This window comes from Vibrio sp. T13N, from assembly GCF_032970445.1.
GTDB classification, from domain to species: domain Bacteria; phylum Pseudomonadota; class Gammaproteobacteria; order Enterobacterales; family Vibrionaceae; genus Vibrio; species Vibrio diabolicus.
In genome coordinates this window covers 132,324-150,065 of sequence record NZ_JAWJYE010000010.1, presented here as the reverse complement: position 1 = coordinate 150,065, position 17,742 = coordinate 132,324, and the positions used below count along the sequence as shown (strand labels likewise).

The window sequence follows — 17,742 nt, the reverse complement described above, 5'->3', positions numbered from 1 at the left end:
CAGTTAACTGGCAAACATACTGGCATCAATAGGCTTGATATCGATCATCTGCTTCGGCTCATTATCTAAGCTCGGCATCAACCCCATCAAACGCTCTGTATATGGGTGCTGCGGGTTATCAAACAACTCAAAAATTTCTGCTTTTTCGACAATACGCCCACCATACATCACGGCAACATCATCACACACTTCTGCCACAACCCCGAGGTCGTGAGTAATGAAGATCATCGCCATGCCCGTTTCTTCCTGAAGCTCGTTCATCAGTTCAAGGATAGACGCCTGAACCGTAACATCCAACGCCGTAGTCGGTTCATCACAAATCAGAATATCCGGCTTACAGGCCAACGCCATCGCGATCATTACACGCTGGCGCATACCGCCAGATAGGTTATGGGGATACTCATTCAATCGTTTCTCTGGCATTGGGATTTTGACTTTTGCCAGCATCTCGATCGAGAAAGCCTCCCGCTCCTTTTTGTCGAGCTCAGGTCGATGAAGTTCAAGCACTTCACATATTTGGCGACCAATGGTGTGTACTGGATTTAGCGCCGTCATCGGATCTTGGAAGATGATCGAAATGCGATCGCCACGCATGGCGTACATCTCTTCCGCAGGCAAATCAACTAGGTTGGTGCCGCGATAATTCACTTCACCTTTGATGATGTTGCCATATGGCTTAGGTAAAAGACCCATGATCGACATTGAGGTTACGCTCTTACCACTGCCTGACTCTCCCACCAGACCGAGTGTACGTCCAGCTCTCACATCAAAGTTCACACCATGCAGCACCTTCACTGGTCCATCATCGGTGGTGAATTCAACTTCGAGATCTTTAACACTTAGGATTACATCGTTTTCCATAACCAATCCTTACAGCTTATAAGTGTCATCTACGACGACGACAGGTTCAAAAGCTTTGCCTGATTTCATCGCTTGTTTGGTTTCTTTCTTGATATCGCTATCAATCCAGTAAGTGCCATCCCCTATGATGCCACCACTGAACAACGCCTCTGTCATGCGATTCATTGGCTTATCAGGAAACTTTAGCCAGCGCCAGTGACCGTAGCGGACATAAGGAATCATGTAGCCTGTTACGATAACGTGCGCATCAATGATGTCACGCTGAATCTCATGACCTAGCTGGATCTTTTTATCCATATCCATGCTAAAACGATACTCGATGATCTTTTCATCCAGCTCTGGCGTGCTGTAGTTTGTGAAAGAGTTAGTTTGCGGCTTGTTCGCATTGACTGAATGGAAGTACTCCCAATACGTTGGGATCTCGGACGTCCCCATATCTAAGAAAGCCAAATCGTGCTTTTTCTCACGGACGTATTTGAACATGGATGAGCCATCAACCAACTTGAGCTCAATATCCAACCCTGCTAGCTTGGCTTGCTCACGCAAAAAAGCAATACGAGGAGTATGAACAGGTGTTCCGTAGGTCAGCTCGAAGCTTAAACGCTCACCTTTATCATTGACACGAATACCATCGGAACCAATTTTGTTAAAGCCTGCGGCTTCGAATGCCTCGGCCGCTTTTGCGGGGTCAAATTTCGGTGCTTTCACGTCTGGTAGGGTGTATTTACCATGGCCATAACCCGTCGGGTTTGGCTTACGGGAGTAGTCACCACGCATGATATTCTCAATCATGCCATCAAAATCAATTGCGTAAGTAATGCCCTTGCGAACGTTTAAATCATCCAGTAAAGGCATCGCGGTGTTCATCCATACGCCGCCCGCACCGACTGGAAATTGGTTGTAACCCCAGAACTTTTGAATGTAGCCTTTTTGGTACGGTTCTGTGTTCGATTTATCGTGCCATAGACTTGGCAGAACCAGACCAAATGCATCCAACTTACCCTTTTCAAAATGCTTCATCGCAATATCGCTATCGCGGATCACCGTGATGCGAATCTTGTCGACATTGTAGCGATTTTGGTAGTACTTATTGCTGTAACCCCACCAATCTTCACCAACATGTTTGAAAGTCACACTTCTACCTTTTTTGATATCATCTAGGTAGTACGCACTGGTCGTTGGTTCACTTTTAAAGTTGTAGTAACGGACAAAGTTGTCGTGAATACCATCACCATTTTCATCCTTTGAAGGGTTGGCATAAAAGTGTGCGGGACGCGGGCGTAAAGCCCCCATTCTTAGCAATAATTCTTCCGGATTGAACTCTTTCGCGGCCTTAACAGCAAACGTATGGGCGTCATACTTAATAACGTCCGCAATGGTTTTGTTGTAATAATCGTTGTACCAAGGTTCTAGGATATCCTTAGAACGATAAAACTTAAGCATGAATACAAAATCGTCGGCAGTCACAGGCTTGCCGTCCGACCATTTGGCTTCTGGATTGAGTTTGAAATAGACGGTTTTATTGTCGCCAGCTAATGCCCACTCATTAGCAAGTTCAGGGATGAACTCTAAAGTGTCTGGGTGGCGAACCACCAATCCAGGGGTTTCATCCAAGATAAAGGAACGCAACCCAGCATTGGCGTCAGGGCCAACACTACGTAACGTCTGTGGAAAACTTGACATGAAGGTGCGATAGGTCCCTCCACGTTTCGCTTCAGGCGAACCATATTGAGGCTCATCCCAGTTTGTTTGCCAGTTTAAGTCAGTCGGAAGCGTTGCTGACATTGCACCAAAACTCAGGGCACTCAGCGTGGACGCTAAAAATAATTTCTTCATAAAACTTCCCTTTTTTATGTTTTGCTCACAATGCTCGCTTAAACATAGCGTGTGAATTTTTTCGGGTCGAAGGCCGCTCGAATGGCTTCACCAATAAAGGTCACCATTACCAACACGAGTACAATTGACGTCACCACTGAGGCAACAATCCATGGCGAGTCTAGGTTAGATTTACCTTGTTGTAGCAGTTCCCCCCAACTTGGCGTTGGTGGCATCAGACCTAAACCTAGATAATCCAAAGCGGTCAGCGCAGTGATGTTTGCTGCAATAGTGAACGGCGCCAATGTCACGATCATCACCATCGTATTCGGTAGGATGTGATTAAACAAAATACGTCCCGTCGATGCCCCTAAAGCACGTGCCGCCATTACGTATTCTCGTGCCGCTTCTTTATAAGTCATGGTCCGCATGTACCATGTCATACCCATCCAGGTGAAAAGCACGTTAATAGCGACAAAGAGAGCGAACGTCGGTTGAACGATTGAGACGAGAATCATAATGACGTACAAAAACGGCACCATTGACCAGATTTCGATAAGTCGCTGTACAAACAAGTCAAATTTACCGCCCCAAAAACCCATAGCACAACCAACTGCGGTGCCGATCGCGTAGGAAATTGCCATGGTGAGCAACGCAAATCCCATTGCCGTTCTGAATCCGTAGACAAGCCGCGCCAAAATATCGCGACCTATCACATCTGTACCTAAATAATGCTTGTTTTCGGCACTAGGCGCTGTTGGCGGGAAATCACCACTAAAATCCTGTTCATATGGGTTCCATGGCACAAGCGGCAAAATAACAAAGTTGTCGCCCCCTTCAGCCTCAAACGCTTTTTGCAGTACGCGATAATCCGCTTCGCTGGATGACTCTTGGCCAAATTCACTGCCTAAACGGACATCACTGACAACAGGAAAATAGTAGCTACCATCGTACTTGACGACTAGCGCTTTACTATTAATCAGAAGTTCAGCAAAGAGCGACAGGATCAACATGATTGAGAGAATGACAAACGACCAATAGCCTCGTTTGATCTCTTTAAAGTGGCGAATTTTCTTTTGAGTTAATGGACTAACTTTAATCATGTTACGCTCCAAACTTCACACGTGGGTCGACTAAAGCAACACAAATATCTGAAATAATGTTACCAATGAGCAGCAACAGCGCATTAATGGCGACAATACCCATAACAACAGGGTAATCACGCTCCATGATTGATTCGTAACCCAATAAACCAATGCCATCAATATTGAAGATAACTTCAATCAGGAAGGCACCAGTCATGAAGAACAACAAAGAGTTACCAAAGTGACTCGCGATTGGGATTAAGCTGTTACGCAACGCGTGCTTACGAACCGCCTTTTTGAAAGGTAAGCCCTTCGCGATAGCTGTACGGATATAGTCTGAAGAAAGGTTTTCCATCAGGTTGTTTTTCATCGTCATTGTCAGTGTTGCAAAGTCGCCAATGAGGTAACAGATTAAAGGCAACACCGCGTGCCACATGATGTCCTTGGCGCGTTCAAAGAAAGTTTCGTAATCGTCGAAGTCATCGCCGACAAAGCCTCCCATCGGAAACCATTCCAAGTGATAACTAAATAGCGTGATGAGCAATACACCCACCACATAGCCAGGCAAGGCATAGCCCACAAAGATGAGTATTGAAGAAGCGGAATCAAACACAGAGCCGTGCTTGAGCGCCTTGTAATAACCAAGAGGGATCGAGATAAAATAACTGATAAAAAAGGTCATGCCGCCATAAAATAACGACACAGGTAAACGCTCTGCAATCATGTCAGAGACAGGCTCGTAGTAACGTGTTGACTCACCAAGGTCTAGCACGACCAAGCGACTTAGCCACTCCACATACGCTTCTGTCACTGGCTTATCCAGACCGTAAAACGCATTTAGCTCAGCGATTTGATCATCAGAAAGGGCGGTATTGCCACCAGCAGACGTCATTGATGCGGCACCATCCCCTTGAGACTGCATTTGTGACAACATGCGTTCAACAGGTCCGCCCGGCACGAAACGAGTGATAGCAAAGATAAGAATAGTTATCCCGAGAAACGTTGGTATCACCAACGCCAAACGGCGTAAAAAGTACGACAGCATATACAACTTGCTCCTTGTCTACTGTCCAGTTCAGGCGGAGTGAAAGAGGAAGTTCCCCGCCCAAAGTGGTGCATATTTATCTCGTAGTAACTAAAACTGTTGAAACACACTCCCTGCGTTTCAAGAACCAGACTTTTCTACTACTGCAATAATTTCAGCGTCATATTTATCTTGAATCCACATCAGCTTCAAGTGTTTGAAACCAAAACATGACAAACTTCCTCCGAAGTCGAAAAACAGAAATGTTTTTGTAAAAAATTATAAAAAACCACAAAAATAATTCACACAGAATATCAATCTAGGCTGTTTAGAGCCAAAACCCTACATAAAAATGCAAATACATGGAATAAATAGACATATCCACCACATGTATATTTGACCTAAAAATACGAGTGAGCCCTTTTACAGCAATGGGTATCATATTTTGATACCACCCTATAAGTTCGAGTCACCAAAGTATGGATTCGATATAAAACTCATCTCAGAACAATTCACTGGAAAAATATCTTTTTTCAGATTCAATTACCCACTAAAAAACCATAGGCAAGATAAGTCATTAAAGTTTATAAGAAACACAAAATACGGTGTTTTATTGAAATTTGATGTCGCCTTGGTAAGGCTATTTAGTTTTTTATTCCGCGTTTTAAACCAACCCTGGTTATTTACATCTTTTTTACATTTAAGCATCCCCGTTTACCACTGGTTTGACTTCCTTTTTTCATCTCGGTTATACATTGGCCGAACGTTAACGAAATATTAACGTCACAATTGGCCGCTATGCGGCCAGACATAGGAAATAATAATAATCGGAGCAACAAGGATGTATAAAAACACAACCGCTTTATCTGTTGCGATAAGCCTTGCGTTAGGGACAGCAGCAGTCGTAGCCCCAGCAACAGCACTGGCAGAAGAGCAACAAGTTGAAAAACTTCAAAAGATGAAAGTTACTGGTTCGCGTATCTCCACGACGGATATGGAAGGCCCTTCACCAGTTACTGTTATTAATAGTAAAGATATTGAATCTAAAGGTTTTAACAGCGCGCAAGACGTGTTGAACAGTTTGACTCAAAACACCGGTGGTGTAATGGCTCAAACGAACTCTTTCTCATTCACACCTGCAGCACAGTCAGTCAACTTACGTGGTCTTGGCGCTTCACGCACATTGATTCTTATCGATGGTCGTCGCCTTCCTCAATACCCACTGGCTCAAGATGGCACATCTAACTTCCAAGACATTGGTCAAATCCCTGTTGCCGCTATCGAGCGTGTTGAAGTAATGACTGATTCAGGTTCCGCTATCTACGGCTCCGACGCGATCGGCGGTGTCGTAAACTTCATTTTAAAGAAAGACTTTGATGGCGTTTCTGTAAAAGTACGTGCGGGTGACGCAACAGATGGTGGCTACCAAAATGGCCGTTTAGACGTTGTTGCCGGTAAAGATTTTGACGATAAACGTATTCTCTTCGTTGGCCAATTTGCGGGCAACGAAATGCTTAAGCAATCTGACCGAGATGATTGGGCTGGCGATGACGGTTCTAGCCGTTCTCAGCTAAGTGGTTACTCTAGCTACGGTGCAAACTTTGAAGGCGCAAACGGAACACTTCTAACACCAGCTGATGCTGGTTCTTCATGTAAAGAAGTCGTTGGTGATGCCGCTATTGAACGAGCGGATGGCAAGTGTGGTGTTAACCGCTCTGCATACCGAACGTTGAAACCAGAAAATAAACAAGTAGACCTGCTTTTACGTGGTGAAATGGACATTAACGACAATGTCACTGCCATGGCAGAAGCCCGTTTTGGCTACAAGTCTACAGAATCTGAATTCGAACCTAACCCTTACAGCGTAGAAGTTGATGCCACTCACTTCCGCGGCGAAGGTGAATACACTCGCCGTATGGTCGAATTTGGCCCACGCGAAAGTAACACTGAAGCCGATTCTTTTGGCTTAACCTTAGGCTTGAACGGCCTGCTTGCTGATGCGTATGATTGGGACCTATCAGCTGGTTACTCTGAGCAAAGCGTTGAAACAAGCAACCCAGCAATCTTCCTAACTCTTGATCAAGCCGTACAAAATGGCGATGTCGATCTTCTAGGGCCTATCTCTCAAGACGTTGTAAACAAATACAGCGGCACATCAAGCAAAGAAGCCTACTCAAAGCTTTACTCTGTTAACGGCTCACTGGCTGGTGATTTGGTTGAACTGCCTGCTGGTATGTCTGGCTTTGCTGTTTATGGTGAATGGAACCGTACTGACTACAATGAAACGATTGATGCGACAACAGCGGCTGGTGGTTTCTCTGGTCTAGGCGGAACATCAGGTGGCGGTGACCGTGATCAGATTGGTCTTGGTGTCGAAGCCCTAATTCCTATCATTGAAGATTTGGAAATGACTGTCGCTGGTCGTTATGACCACTACTTCGACGACTCGGCAACAGGCGGAGCCTTCACTCCTAAAGTCGCACTAGCATACCGTCCTACTGACACTCTATTGCTTCGTGGTAGCTACGGTCTAGGTTTCCGAGCTCCTGACTTGAAACGACTATTTGGCGATCAAACTCGAGGCTTTGGTTCTGGTTTTGACCCTGTGCTTTGTGCCAACGCTGGTGGTAGCGGCCCACAAGATAAAGATAAGTACCCAGAGTGTGATACTCAATACTTCGATACGCTTAACGGCCCTAACTCTGAGCTGAAAGAAGAAACAAGTACAAACATTAACTTGGGTCTAGCTTGGGAACCTGTGGATGACCTTGGCGTAACCGTTGACTGGTACCACATCAAGATGGAAGACGTCGTAACAGCACCAACTTACCAAGACGTAATTAACGATCCAGGTAAATACCCAGGCACAGAAGTAGTTCGTAATACAGATGGTACAATCAAGTCCGTATCTTACGGCCCAGTCAACCAGTCATATGAAGAGCGTTCTGGTGTTGACCTTGCTGTGAAATATGCTTACGACACTAATGAGTTCGGTTCATTCAATACGCGCGTAGCTGTAACTAAGATCTTGATTGCTGAATATCAAGAAAACGACAGTGAGCCAGTAACGGATGAAAGAGATTTCATGCCTGAATACACCGCAACGTTAAACCTTGGCTGGGCATACGAAGATGTCGCTATCAACCTATTTGGTAAATACCGTGACCGTATGTGTTCAAGCTATGCGAACCGTTACTACTTTGATGACTGTGACTCTGCTAAGAAAGCTGGTTACAAAGCAGAAATCGCGAGCATGACAACATGGAACCTAACGGCTTCTTACCAATTCAACGAGAGTGGTCGTGTAACTCTTGGTGCTATCAACATGTTTGACAAGGTACCGCCTGCCGATCCTCTAAATGATACCTCTCCATTCTATGCAACTGGATATGACGATCCAATCGGCCGTCAGCTTTACATCGAGGCATCATACGACTTCTAAAAAATATTTGGCGCGGGTTTTCCGCGCCCTTTTCGACTGACTAAAACACTGACAAGGATGCAACCATGAAATTCAAGGAATTTGGTCTCAGTGCCATAGCTGCAGCATTGCTTACTATCAGTAGTAGCTCTGTAGCGGCCAACTCTGGTGCTGTCGTTTCCACACAAGCAAAAGCAAATCAATCTTCAGAAGCTTCGCAACAAAAAATCGACAACTATGCCGAAAGCACTGAAGGCATGTTGGCAGAATACAAAGGCTTACTTCGTCAAATCGACAGTATGAAAGTCTACAACGAGCAAATTAACCGTATGGTTCAATCGCAGCAAGGCGAGTTGGACTCATTAAATAACCAAATTGCTCAAATCGATCAAACGGCAACAGAAGTGGTGCCACTTACATTAAAAATGATCGATGCACTCGACGAATTTGTGACTCTCGATCTGCCTTTCCAGAAAAAAGAGCGTAATAAGCGAGTTCAAGAACTGCGTCGTCTCATGGATCGCGCCGACGTAACAACTTCAGAGAAATTCCGTAAAGTGATGGAAGCGTACCAAATTGAAGAAGGCTTCTCTCGCTCAATCGAATCTTACAAAGCTAGCCTAGACCGAAATGGTGAAACCGTGACTTACGATTTCCTACGTATTGGTCGCACAGCACTTCTATTCCAATCTCCAGACGGTGGTGAGACAGGTATGTGGAACCAACAAACACGTCAATGGGAAACATTACCAGAAAGCTACCGCATCGCGGTACAGCAAGGCCTTCGTATCGCGAAGAAGCAAGCGCCACCAGCGCTAATCAAACTGCCTGTATTTGCTGGGGAGGAATAAGAGATGAAAGGATTCAAAACTCTAGCCGCTGGCCTACTAGCGAGCTTATTTATGGTTTCTGGCGTACAAGCAGAAGCGCCTAAAAACTTATCTGAACTACTTAAAAACGTAAAATCAGAAAGCATCGTTGAGTCGAAAGAGAACAAAGCCCGTGAAGCTGAGTTCAAGAACAATCGCGATAAGCAAGCGGCATTATTGCAACAAGCTCGCGAAGAGTTAGCTGCGCAGCAAGCACTGGGCGATCAACTTAAAGCAACATTTGATGAAAACGATAAGCAGCTAACTGAACTAACAGAAACCCTACGTGTTCGCTCTGGTACTTTGGGCGAAATGTTTGGTGTGGTCCGCCAGTATGCGGGAGAGTTTAAGGGCTTATTTGCAGCCTCTCAAAACGCTGTTCAGTTCCCAGAGCGTGACGCTCTACTAACGAAACTGGCTGAAAGTAAAGAACTGCCGTCAACACAAGAGCTAGAAGCTTTCTGGCATACCATTCTTCAACAAGTGGTTGCTTCTGGCGAAACTGCAACAACCCAAGCAACGGTTGTTTATGGCGAAGGTAAAGAAGCGGTTCGCGATGTCACTCTTGTCGGTGAATTTAACGCGATTGCCGATGGTAAGTACGTTACTTATGTACCTCAAACAGGTAAGTTCGAAGAACTCTCTCGACAGCCTCGCACCAATATTACACGTCATGTTGCAGGATTTGAGTCAGCATCAAACAGCTATGAGCCACTGTTTATTGACCCATCCCGTGGGGTCATTCTGTCTCTACTTGTACAAAGCCCTACCGTTCAAGAACGTATTGATCAAGGTGGCATTGTAGGTTACGTCATCCTTGGTATGGGTGCAGTTGGCGCTATCATTGCTCTAATTTGCTTCCTACGCCTTCAAGTGATTGGCGGCAAAATGCGTAAGCAAGCAAAATCAGAAACCGTGATTCCTGGCAACCCATTGGGTGAAGTTATCCAAGCTTACCAAGAGCACAAAGGTGACAACCTTGAAGATCTGGAAGCGAAGCTGGACGAAATCATTCTACGTAATGCTCCAAGCATTGAACGCTTCATCAGCTCAATCAAGCTATTTGCTTCTGTAGCACCTCTACTTGGCCTACTGGGTACGGTAATGGGTATGATCGGCACATTCCAAGCCATTACTCTGTTCGGTACCGGCGACCCTAAACTGATGGCTGGCGGTATTTCTGAAGCTCTTGTTACCACTATGCTAGGTCTGGTTGTCGCAATTCCATTGCTGTTCCTTTACACCATCGTACACAGCAAAGGTCGTCGTTTGGTTCAAACTCTTGAAGAACAGAGTGCAGGCTTCATCGCTCGCTATCAGGAAAAACTGCATAAAGCCGAAAGCTAAGGAGGCGTTATGTGGTGGTTAGTTGGAGAACTTGAATCAATTAGGCGCTTCTTGGGAATGGGTGGCGATGTACTCGTCGCCATCTTCATCCTCAGCTTTATGCTGTGGGCAGTATTGTTAGAACGTTGGTTCTATTTTGCTGCCGTCGCTCCAAAAGCCATGAAAAAAGCCGTTGGCTCATGGCAAGGGCGCTCAGAGCATCAAAGTTGGAACGCTAAGATGATCCGACAAGAAATCGTTTCTCGTCAGGATATTGAGAATAAAAAGGGACTACCAATCGTGAAAGTATTGATTGCACTTTGTCCCCTACTGGGTCTACTCGGCACCGTTGTCGGCATGATCCAAGTATTCGACATCTTAGCGGTAACAGGAACAGGAAGCCCTCGAGCAATGGCCTCGGGGATCTCAAAGGCAACAATCCCAACTTTAGCCGGGATGGTGGCTTCTCTATCAGGACTGTTCTTTAGTTCACGTCTTGATCATTTAGCCAAAGTCACAACGCAAAAGCTGGAAGATAAGCTAAAGCATATTGCCTGAGTAAATGGAATTAGAGGTATAGGTCATGAAAAGACGCTATAGCAGTGATAGCAGTGATGAAACCGCTATCGATATGACACCGATGCTCGACATCGTATTTATCATGTTGATCTTCTTTATCGTAACAACATCGTTCGTAAAAGAAGCAGGTCTGGAAGTAAACCGTCCGACGGCAAGCTCAGCGCAAACCGTTAAGAAAGGTAACATCATGGTCGCAGTTGGTGCGGCGGGTGATGTTTGGGTTGATAAACGCCGCATCGAAGTGGACGCGGTTCGCGCGAATATTGAACGTCTTCGTGCAGAAAGTCCTGATGGCGCAGTTGTTATCCAAGCCGACACTGAAGCAAATGCTGGCGTAGTCGTGAAGGTTATGGACCAGATCAAAATGGCAGGTGTAGAAAGCATCTCCATTGCCGCAACCAATAAGGATTAAGCTTATGCGGTATCTGGCCTCAATTGCACTGGCGCTCATTGTCTCCCTCGGGTTGTTCTGGGGGATGGACAAGCTAGTAAACAAAGAGCGCCACGAGTTAGTGTCGAATGATGACCTACGTATGGTCGAGTTTATTCGCATTAAACCAGAAGAAAAAATACAGGAGAAAAAACGCGAACTTCCAAAACCACCACCACCTAAGCGTCCGCCGCCGCCACCAGAAATGAAAGTGACAGCGACAGTAAAACCGGTGATGGAGCAGACCCCAATGGACATGCCAAAACTTGACCTACCCGTAAATGTTACAGGTGGCTCGGTGCTTGGACATTATAGCCAGGGTGGAGGTGCACAATTAGCGGGTAGCGGAGGTCCGACCCCTCTTGCAACATTCCAGCCTCAAATGCCTAGAAAGGCTGCGAAAGCAGGAATTGAAAAAGGGGTTGTCTTACTAGAGTTTACTGTAAATGCACGTGGTGCCGTAGAGGACATCAAAGTTCTTAAAGAGCAACCACGACGCTTAGGCCTCGGTCGAGCGGCAAGAAAAACAGTCTCTAAATGGACATTTAAACCAAAATTGGTTGACGGCAAACCTGTTAGCTCGCGCCTATCGCAAGAAATAGAGTTCTCAACCAATTAAGGAGTCACGATGAAAAGTTTATGGAAAAGCAAAGTGGCTTCTTTAATTCTCTTCGCAGGAGTGGCAATGGCCGCTCCTACGATGGCAAAAGAAGCTCCTCAGTTATCAGATCGGACATTTCGAACCGTCAACAAAGTGCAAGAGTTGATCGCAACTGAAAAATATTCAGCAGCGAAAGAAAAACTAGCAAGCGCTTTAGAAAGCACAAGTTCGAAAAAATACGACCGAGCAGTTTTACTTCAGCAAACGGGCTTTTTGTATTCGCTACAAGACAATTATGTGCAAGCCGCGAAATACTTTGCCGAGGCATTAAAGCTCGATGCGCTTCCCGTTCCAGTCGCTCAACAAGTTCGCTACAGCTTGGCTCAGCTTTACCTAGCTGAAGAGAAGTACACGTTGTCTGTGAAAACGATGAAGGAATGGTTCAAAGTTGCAGAAACAACCAAAGAGAAGCCTCAAGCTCATGCTTATATCACGTTAGCAAGCGCTTATGTCCAGTTGGAAGATTACAGAAATGCAATCCCACCAACCAAAAAAGCAATTGCGATGAGCAAGAACCCAAGTGAGTCTTGGTACTTAATTCTCGTTGCCTCTCACTACGAGTTAGGCCAGCTGAAAAGCGTTGCCAGTGTGCTTAAAACCCTTACTTCAAAGTACCCTCAGAAAAAGCGTTACTGGATGCAACTTTCTGGCGTTTATATGGAGTTGGGTCAAGAGCAAAACTCTTTAGCAACCTTAGAAATGGTTTACAAAATGGGGAAACTGGAAGGAGAGAAAGAGTACTTACGTTTTGTAAACTTCTTAGCTTACCAAGGTATTCCATATAAAGCGGCCAAAACTCTTGAGAAGGAGATGGCATCTGGAAACATTGAAAAGACGAAGGAAAACTATGACCGCTTGGCCAGCTTCTGGCAGCAAGCTAAAGAGCTAGATAAATCGATTCTCGCTTATAAAAAGTCATATAACATCGCTCCTTCTGCTAAAACGCAAATTCAGATTGCTCGCTTAATGGTACAAGACAAGCAGTATTCTGAAGCGACTCGCTTTGTAGAAAACGCGGCATCGAATGCCTCTAAAGAGCAAAAGGCAGAACTTGAATACATTCGCGGAATGGCCTATTTCGAGCTTAAACAGCCACAAAAGGCCTTACAGGCAATGAAAGGCGCGGCTCAATCGCCAAAATTTAGGTCTACCGTTAGCCCTTGGATAAATTTCCTAGAATCCCAAGGATAATTTGAAGATTAAGTGTGAGTCAGTCGCACGCCTGGGGAAGTGAAAGCTTCCCCTTTTTTCGTTTGTTTGTGCGCACGCAAGCTCTTTTCAACATTTAAGTAAGACGAAAAGATCAACTGGTAACAAAATAGAGATCATGATACTCTTCGCCTCCATTTTTTCTGGCGGGATTATCACCAATATCCATCCCTTTGGTGGTTGATTTATCATTGCCAGTGCTATCGTTATAAGAATGTCGGACTTTCCTTCGGCACTCAATCAATCCAATCAAAAGTGGAACAGTACAATGGGCAAAGGTACTCTCTATATCGTATCTGCACCTAGCGGCGCAGGTAAATCTAGCTTGATCTCAGCGATGTTGGAACGCAATCCAACCTACGCAATGAAAGTGTCTGTGTCTCATACCACGCGTAACATGCGACCTGGTGAAGAAAATGGTGTCCACTACCATTTTGTAGCGAAAGATGAGTTTGAAGCCCTGATCGCTAAAGGTGATTTCCTAGAATACGCTGAAGTGTTTGGTAATTATTACGGCACCTCTCGTGTGTGGATTGAAGAAACGTTAAATAAAGGTATCGACGTTTTTCTAGATATCGACTGGCAAGGCGCACGCCAAATCCGTGAGCAAATGCCTGAAGCCAAAAGCATCTTCATCCTGCCACCATCAAACGGTGAGCTAGAGCGTCGCTTGAACACTCGTGGTCAAGATAGCGATGAAGTGATCGCAAAACGTATGGCTGAAGCCAAGTCAGAAATCTCTCATTACAGCGAATACGACTACGTGATCGTAAACGACGATTTTGATACCGCTTTGATGGACTTTAAAGCCATCTTGCGTGCAGAGAGATTGAAGGAAGAAAAGCAAGCTGCTAAATATAAAGGTATGCTTGACGCGTTGTTAGCAGAGTAACTTCAAAAAAGTCACGCTGTAAAACATAAAGAATTTCTCGTTTTTTGCTCAGTGCGAAAAACACAATAAACTACCTGAGAAAGTCCACAAACGGTGGCTTGTCTAATTGCTAGTAAATAAAGTAGTTAGGTTGTATACTTTCTCGTCATTCTAAAATTTTAGTTAACTATTTGGAGTCCTCATGGCACGCGTAACTGTTCAAGACGCTGTTGAAAAAGTTGGCAACCGTTTCGACCTAGTACTGATTGCGGCTCGCCGCGCTCGTCAAATGCAAACTGGCGGTAAAGATGCACTAGTGCCAGAAGAGAACGATAAGCCAACGGTTATCGCTCTACGCGAAATCGAAGAAGGTTTAATTACTAAAGAAGTTCTAGACGCTCGTGAACGTCAAGAACAGCAAGAGCAAGAAGCGGCAGAGCTAGCGGCAGTAAGCAGCATCGCTCACAACCGTTAATTCTGACTTTAGAATTCAACAACCTCCCGGGCCTATAATTTGTATCTATTCGATAGCCTCAAAGACGTTGCCCAAGAATACCTAACAGAGCCTCAGATTGAGGCTCTGCGTCAATCTTATGTGGTAGCGAGAGATGCCCATGAAGGGCAAACCCGCTCTAGCGGTGAACCATACATCATCCACCCTGTCGCTGTGGCTCGTATCTTGGCCGAAATGCGCCTTGATATCGAAACCCTCCAAGCTGCTTTGCTGCATGACGTCATTGAAGACTGTGATGTAACTAAAGAAGATCTCGAAGAGAAATTCGGCAACACTGTCGCAGAATTGGTTGATGGTGTATCTAAACTGGACAAACTCAAATTCCGCGATAGGAAAGAGGCTCAGGCTGAGAACTTTCGTAAGATGGTTCTGGCCATGGTGCAAGATATCCGCGTCATTCTGATCAAACTGGCTGACCGCACGCACAACATGCGTACGCTTGGCGCGCTTCGACCAGATAAAAAACGTCGTATTGCTCGTGAAACGTTAGAGATTTACGCGCCACTCGCTCATCGTCTTGGTATTCACAATATCAAAACCGAACTCGAAGAGCTGGGCTTTGAAGCGCTATATCCCAACCGCTACCGCGTACTAAAAGAAGTGGTAAAAGCGGCACGCGGCAATCGTAAAGAGATGATCCAACGCATTCACAGCGAAATAGAAGGCCGTCTGCAAGACTTCGGCTTGAATGCTCGCGTCGTTGGTCGTGAGAAAAACCTGTTCTCTATCTATAACAAGATGAAAACCAAAGAACAGCGCTTTCACACCATCATGGATATCTATGCGTTCCGAGTCGTTGTTGATACCGCTGATACTTGTTATCGCGTTTTAGGCCAAGTACACAGCTTGTATAAGCCACGTCCTGGTCGCATGAAAGATTACATCGCGGTACCAAAGGCGAACGGCTACCAATCGCTACACACTTCCATGGTTGGCCCACATGGCGTACCTGTTGAAGTTCAGATCCGTACTGAAGATATGGATCAAATGGCGGACAAAGGTGTCGCGGCACACTGGTCTTACAAAGACAAAGGCGACAAGTCTGGCACCACTGCGCAAGTGAAAGCTCAGCGTTGGATGCAAAGCCTGTTAGAGCTACAACAAAGCGCGGGTAACTCATTCGAATTCATTGAAAACGTAAAATCCGATCTTTTCCCAGATGAGATTTACGTCTTCACACCAAAAGGTCGTATCGTTGAATTGCCTTTAGGCGCAACGGCTGTCGACTTTGCCTATGCCGTACATACCGATGTAGGCAACTCTTGTGTTGGTGCTCGTGTTGATCGTAACCCTTACCCATTGAGTAAGGCATTGAAAAACGGTCAGACGGTGGAAATTATCAGTGCCCCTGGTGCGCGTCCGAATGCGGCATGGCTAAACTATGTCGTGACTTCTCGTGCCCGCACTAAGATTCGTCAAGTACTGAAAACGATGCGTCGTGAAGAGTCGATTACTTTAGGTCGTCGCCTACTTAATCACGCACTTGGCCGCCACTCGATTGATTCAATCTATCCAGAAAATATCCAAGAAGTCTTGAATGATCTTCGCCTAGAAAGCATCGATGATTTATTGGCTGCTATTGGATTGGGTGAGTTGATGAGCATTGTGATCGCACGTCGTCTCCTTGGTGACACCGAAGAACTCACGACAACAAGCTCAATCCCAACGGACTCGAAGAAGAAGCTTCCGATTCGTGGCGCAGAAGGCTTATTGCTGACGTTTGCAAATTGTTGTCATCCTATCCCAGATGATCACATTATTGCTCACGTATCGCCTGGTCGTGGTTTGGTTGTTCACCGAGAAACATGTCCGAACGTTCGTGGTTATCAGAAAGAGCCAGACCGTTATATGGCTGTCGCTTGGTCTGACGACTACGACAAAGAGTTTATTGCTGAACTTAAAGTCGACATGCTGAACAACCAAGGTGCTCTTGCAGAACTGACCAACGTGATCTCGAAAACAGGATCAAACATTCATGGTCTTTCGACGGAAGAACGTGATGGTCGTTTATACACTGTGACTGTGCTGTTGACGACGAAAGATCGTGTCCACCTTGCTGGTATCATGCGTAAGATTAAGGCAATGCCTCAAGCAACCCGAGTCAGACGCAGAAAGAACTAACCTCTATCGCCACCTACTCTGTTAGGTGGCGATTTTTTATACCTCAATAAATATGAACCTAGAACGTTACAACCGTATTCACCAAGTCCTAAAAACTCGCCAAACTGATCTGACACTTTGTCTCGAAGAAGTACATAAGCCAAACAACGTCTCTGCCGTGATCCGCACCGCTGACGCGACAGGCTTACACAAAGTTCATGCCATTTGGCCTGACAAAATGCGTACGCTGAGCCATACCTCAGCTGGCGCGCGTAACTGGGTGGAAGTTGATACTCACGATTCGATTGAAACTGCGATTACCGAACTTAAAGCGCAAGGTATGCAGGTTTTGGTGACCAACCTTTCGGACACCGCCGTCGATTTTCGCGAGATCGACTACACCAAACCAACGGCAATCATTTTAGGCAGTGAAAAAGTTGGCGCTTCAGAGCAAGCCAAACAACTTGCCGATCAAGACATTATTATCCCGATGGTGGGCATGGTGCAGTCACTAAACGTATCGGTTGCTAGTGCCGTAATTTTGTATGAAGCGCAACGTCAACGTGAAGCCGCAGGCATGTACAACCGAGAAGAAAGCGCTCTACCTAAAGAGGCAATCAACCGTATTCTATTTGAACGTGGTCACCCAGTGCTGGCAAAAGTCGCGAAACGAAAAGGACTCGCTTACCCGCCACTCGATGACGAAGGCCAAATCATCGCCGATGATGCGTGGTGGCAAGAGATGCAAAGCAAGTAACAGGCTTTCGTCATCCTGAACAGCGACGAAGGAGCGTGATTCAGGATCTAATTCCCGAGTGTGCTGATGCTGATAGTGTTAACTTCAACGACATACTTGTTGGAAATAGATTCCTGATGTCGCTAGGCTCCTCGGAATGACAGGTTATCAGTCAAATCATGACACTAACTAAAGCATGACTATTTTTTCCTGTACAAAAACACAGCTCCATGGTTAACAT

At 45.6% G+C, this 17,742-nt stretch carries 15 protein-coding genes; 11 read left to right on the top strand and 4 right to left on the bottom strand.

Features of this window, described 5'->3' with window-relative positions; translation table 11 throughout:
- Positions 1–3 precede the first annotated feature (3 nt).
- From R2S67_RS16950 to R2S67_RS16935, 4 genes are read right to left on the bottom strand one after another with little or no spacing between them, the layout of a single operon-like run.
- Positions 4–861, bottom strand: coding sequence for an ABC transporter ATP-binding protein (locus tag R2S67_RS16950; protein WP_005394932.1), 858 nt, complete (start codon positions 859–861; stop codon positions 4–6).
- A 9-nt stretch (positions 862–870) separates the two neighbouring features.
- Positions 871–2,697 carry an extracellular solute-binding protein gene (locus R2S67_RS16945; protein WP_317345879.1) on the bottom strand — a complete coding sequence of 609 codons (1,827 nt, stop codon included), beginning with the start codon at positions 2,695–2,697 and terminating at the stop codon, positions 871–873.
- 38 nt (positions 2,698–2,735) lie between these two features.
- Positions 2,736–3,779: an ABC transporter permease gene (locus R2S67_RS16940; RefSeq protein ID WP_006741815.1), complete on the bottom strand. Its 1,044-nt coding sequence runs from the start codon at positions 3,777–3,779 to the stop codon at positions 2,736–2,738.
- 1 nt (position 3,780) lies between these two features.
- Entirely contained in the window at positions 3,781–4,806 is a 1,026-nt protein-coding gene (locus R2S67_RS16935; protein WP_005394935.1) for an ABC transporter permease subunit, read from the bottom strand.
- Positions 4,807–5,626: 820 nt separating this feature from the next.
- On the opposite strand from R2S67_RS16935, the gene R2S67_RS16930 reads away from it, so the two are divergent.
- The 11 genes from R2S67_RS16930 to trmH all read left to right on the top strand — a co-directional run bounded on the left by R2S67_RS16930 (position 5,627) and on the right by trmH (position 17,522).
- Positions 5,627–8,227, top strand: a complete 2,601-nt coding sequence (locus tag R2S67_RS16930; RefSeq protein ID WP_048624621.1) for a TonB-dependent receptor plug domain-containing protein — start codon at positions 5,627–5,629, stop codon at positions 8,225–8,227.
- Between the two features lie 65 nt (positions 8,228–8,292).
- Complete coding sequence (locus R2S67_RS16925; RefSeq protein WP_104971145.1) at positions 8,293–9,057, top strand: DUF3450 domain-containing protein; 765 nt, start codon at positions 8,293–8,295, stop codon at positions 9,055–9,057.
- Between the two features lie 3 nt (positions 9,058–9,060).
- The gene (locus R2S67_RS16920) at positions 9,061–10,422 is read left to right on the top strand and encodes a MotA/TolQ/ExbB proton channel family protein (RefSeq protein ID WP_005394940.1); all 1,362 of its coding nucleotides are present in this window, start codon (positions 9,061–9,063) and stop codon (positions 10,420–10,422) included.
- A 9-nt stretch (positions 10,423–10,431) separates the two neighbouring features.
- Entirely contained in the window at positions 10,432–10,959 is a 528-nt protein-coding gene (locus R2S67_RS16915) for a MotA/TolQ/ExbB proton channel family protein (protein ID WP_005379363.1), read from the top strand.
- Between the two features lie 25 nt (positions 10,960–10,984).
- Positions 10,985–11,392 (top strand): ExbD/TolR family protein, encoded by a 408-nt coding sequence (locus R2S67_RS16910; RefSeq protein WP_005379359.1) that lies wholly within the window; start codon positions 10,985–10,987, stop codon positions 11,390–11,392.
- Positions 11,393–11,396: 4 nt separating this feature from the next.
- The gene (locus R2S67_RS16905) at positions 11,397–12,029 is read left to right on the top strand and encodes an energy transducer TonB (RefSeq protein WP_006741809.1); all 633 of its coding nucleotides are present in this window, start codon (positions 11,397–11,399) and stop codon (positions 12,027–12,029) included.
- Positions 12,030–12,038: 9 nt separating this feature from the next.
- Positions 12,039–13,262 (top strand): tetratricopeptide repeat protein, encoded by a 1,224-nt coding sequence (locus R2S67_RS16900; protein ID WP_170892257.1) that lies wholly within the window; start codon positions 12,039–12,041, stop codon positions 13,260–13,262.
- Positions 13,263–13,548: 286 nt separating this feature from the next.
- Entirely contained in the window at positions 13,549–14,172 is a 624-nt protein-coding gene (gmk, locus tag R2S67_RS16895; RefSeq protein WP_005394946.1) for a guanylate kinase, read from the top strand.
- 181 nt (positions 14,173–14,353) lie between these two features.
- Positions 14,354–14,626: a DNA-directed RNA polymerase subunit omega gene (gene rpoZ, locus R2S67_RS16890; RefSeq protein WP_005379346.1), complete on the top strand. Its 273-nt coding sequence runs from the start codon at positions 14,354–14,356 to the stop codon at positions 14,624–14,626.
- Positions 14,627–14,665: 39 nt separating this feature from the next.
- Positions 14,666–16,786 (top strand): bifunctional GTP diphosphokinase/guanosine-3',5'-bis pyrophosphate 3'-pyrophosphohydrolase, encoded by a 2,121-nt coding sequence (gene spoT / locus R2S67_RS16885; RefSeq protein WP_005394948.1) that lies wholly within the window; start codon positions 14,666–14,668, stop codon positions 16,784–16,786.
- A 52-nt stretch (positions 16,787–16,838) separates the two neighbouring features.
- On the top strand, positions 16,839–17,522 hold the full coding sequence (gene trmH, locus R2S67_RS16880) for a tRNA (guanosine(18)-2'-O)-methyltransferase TrmH (RefSeq protein WP_104971144.1): 684 nt from the start codon (positions 16,839–16,841) through the stop codon (positions 17,520–17,522).
- Positions 17,523–17,742 lie beyond the last annotated feature (220 nt).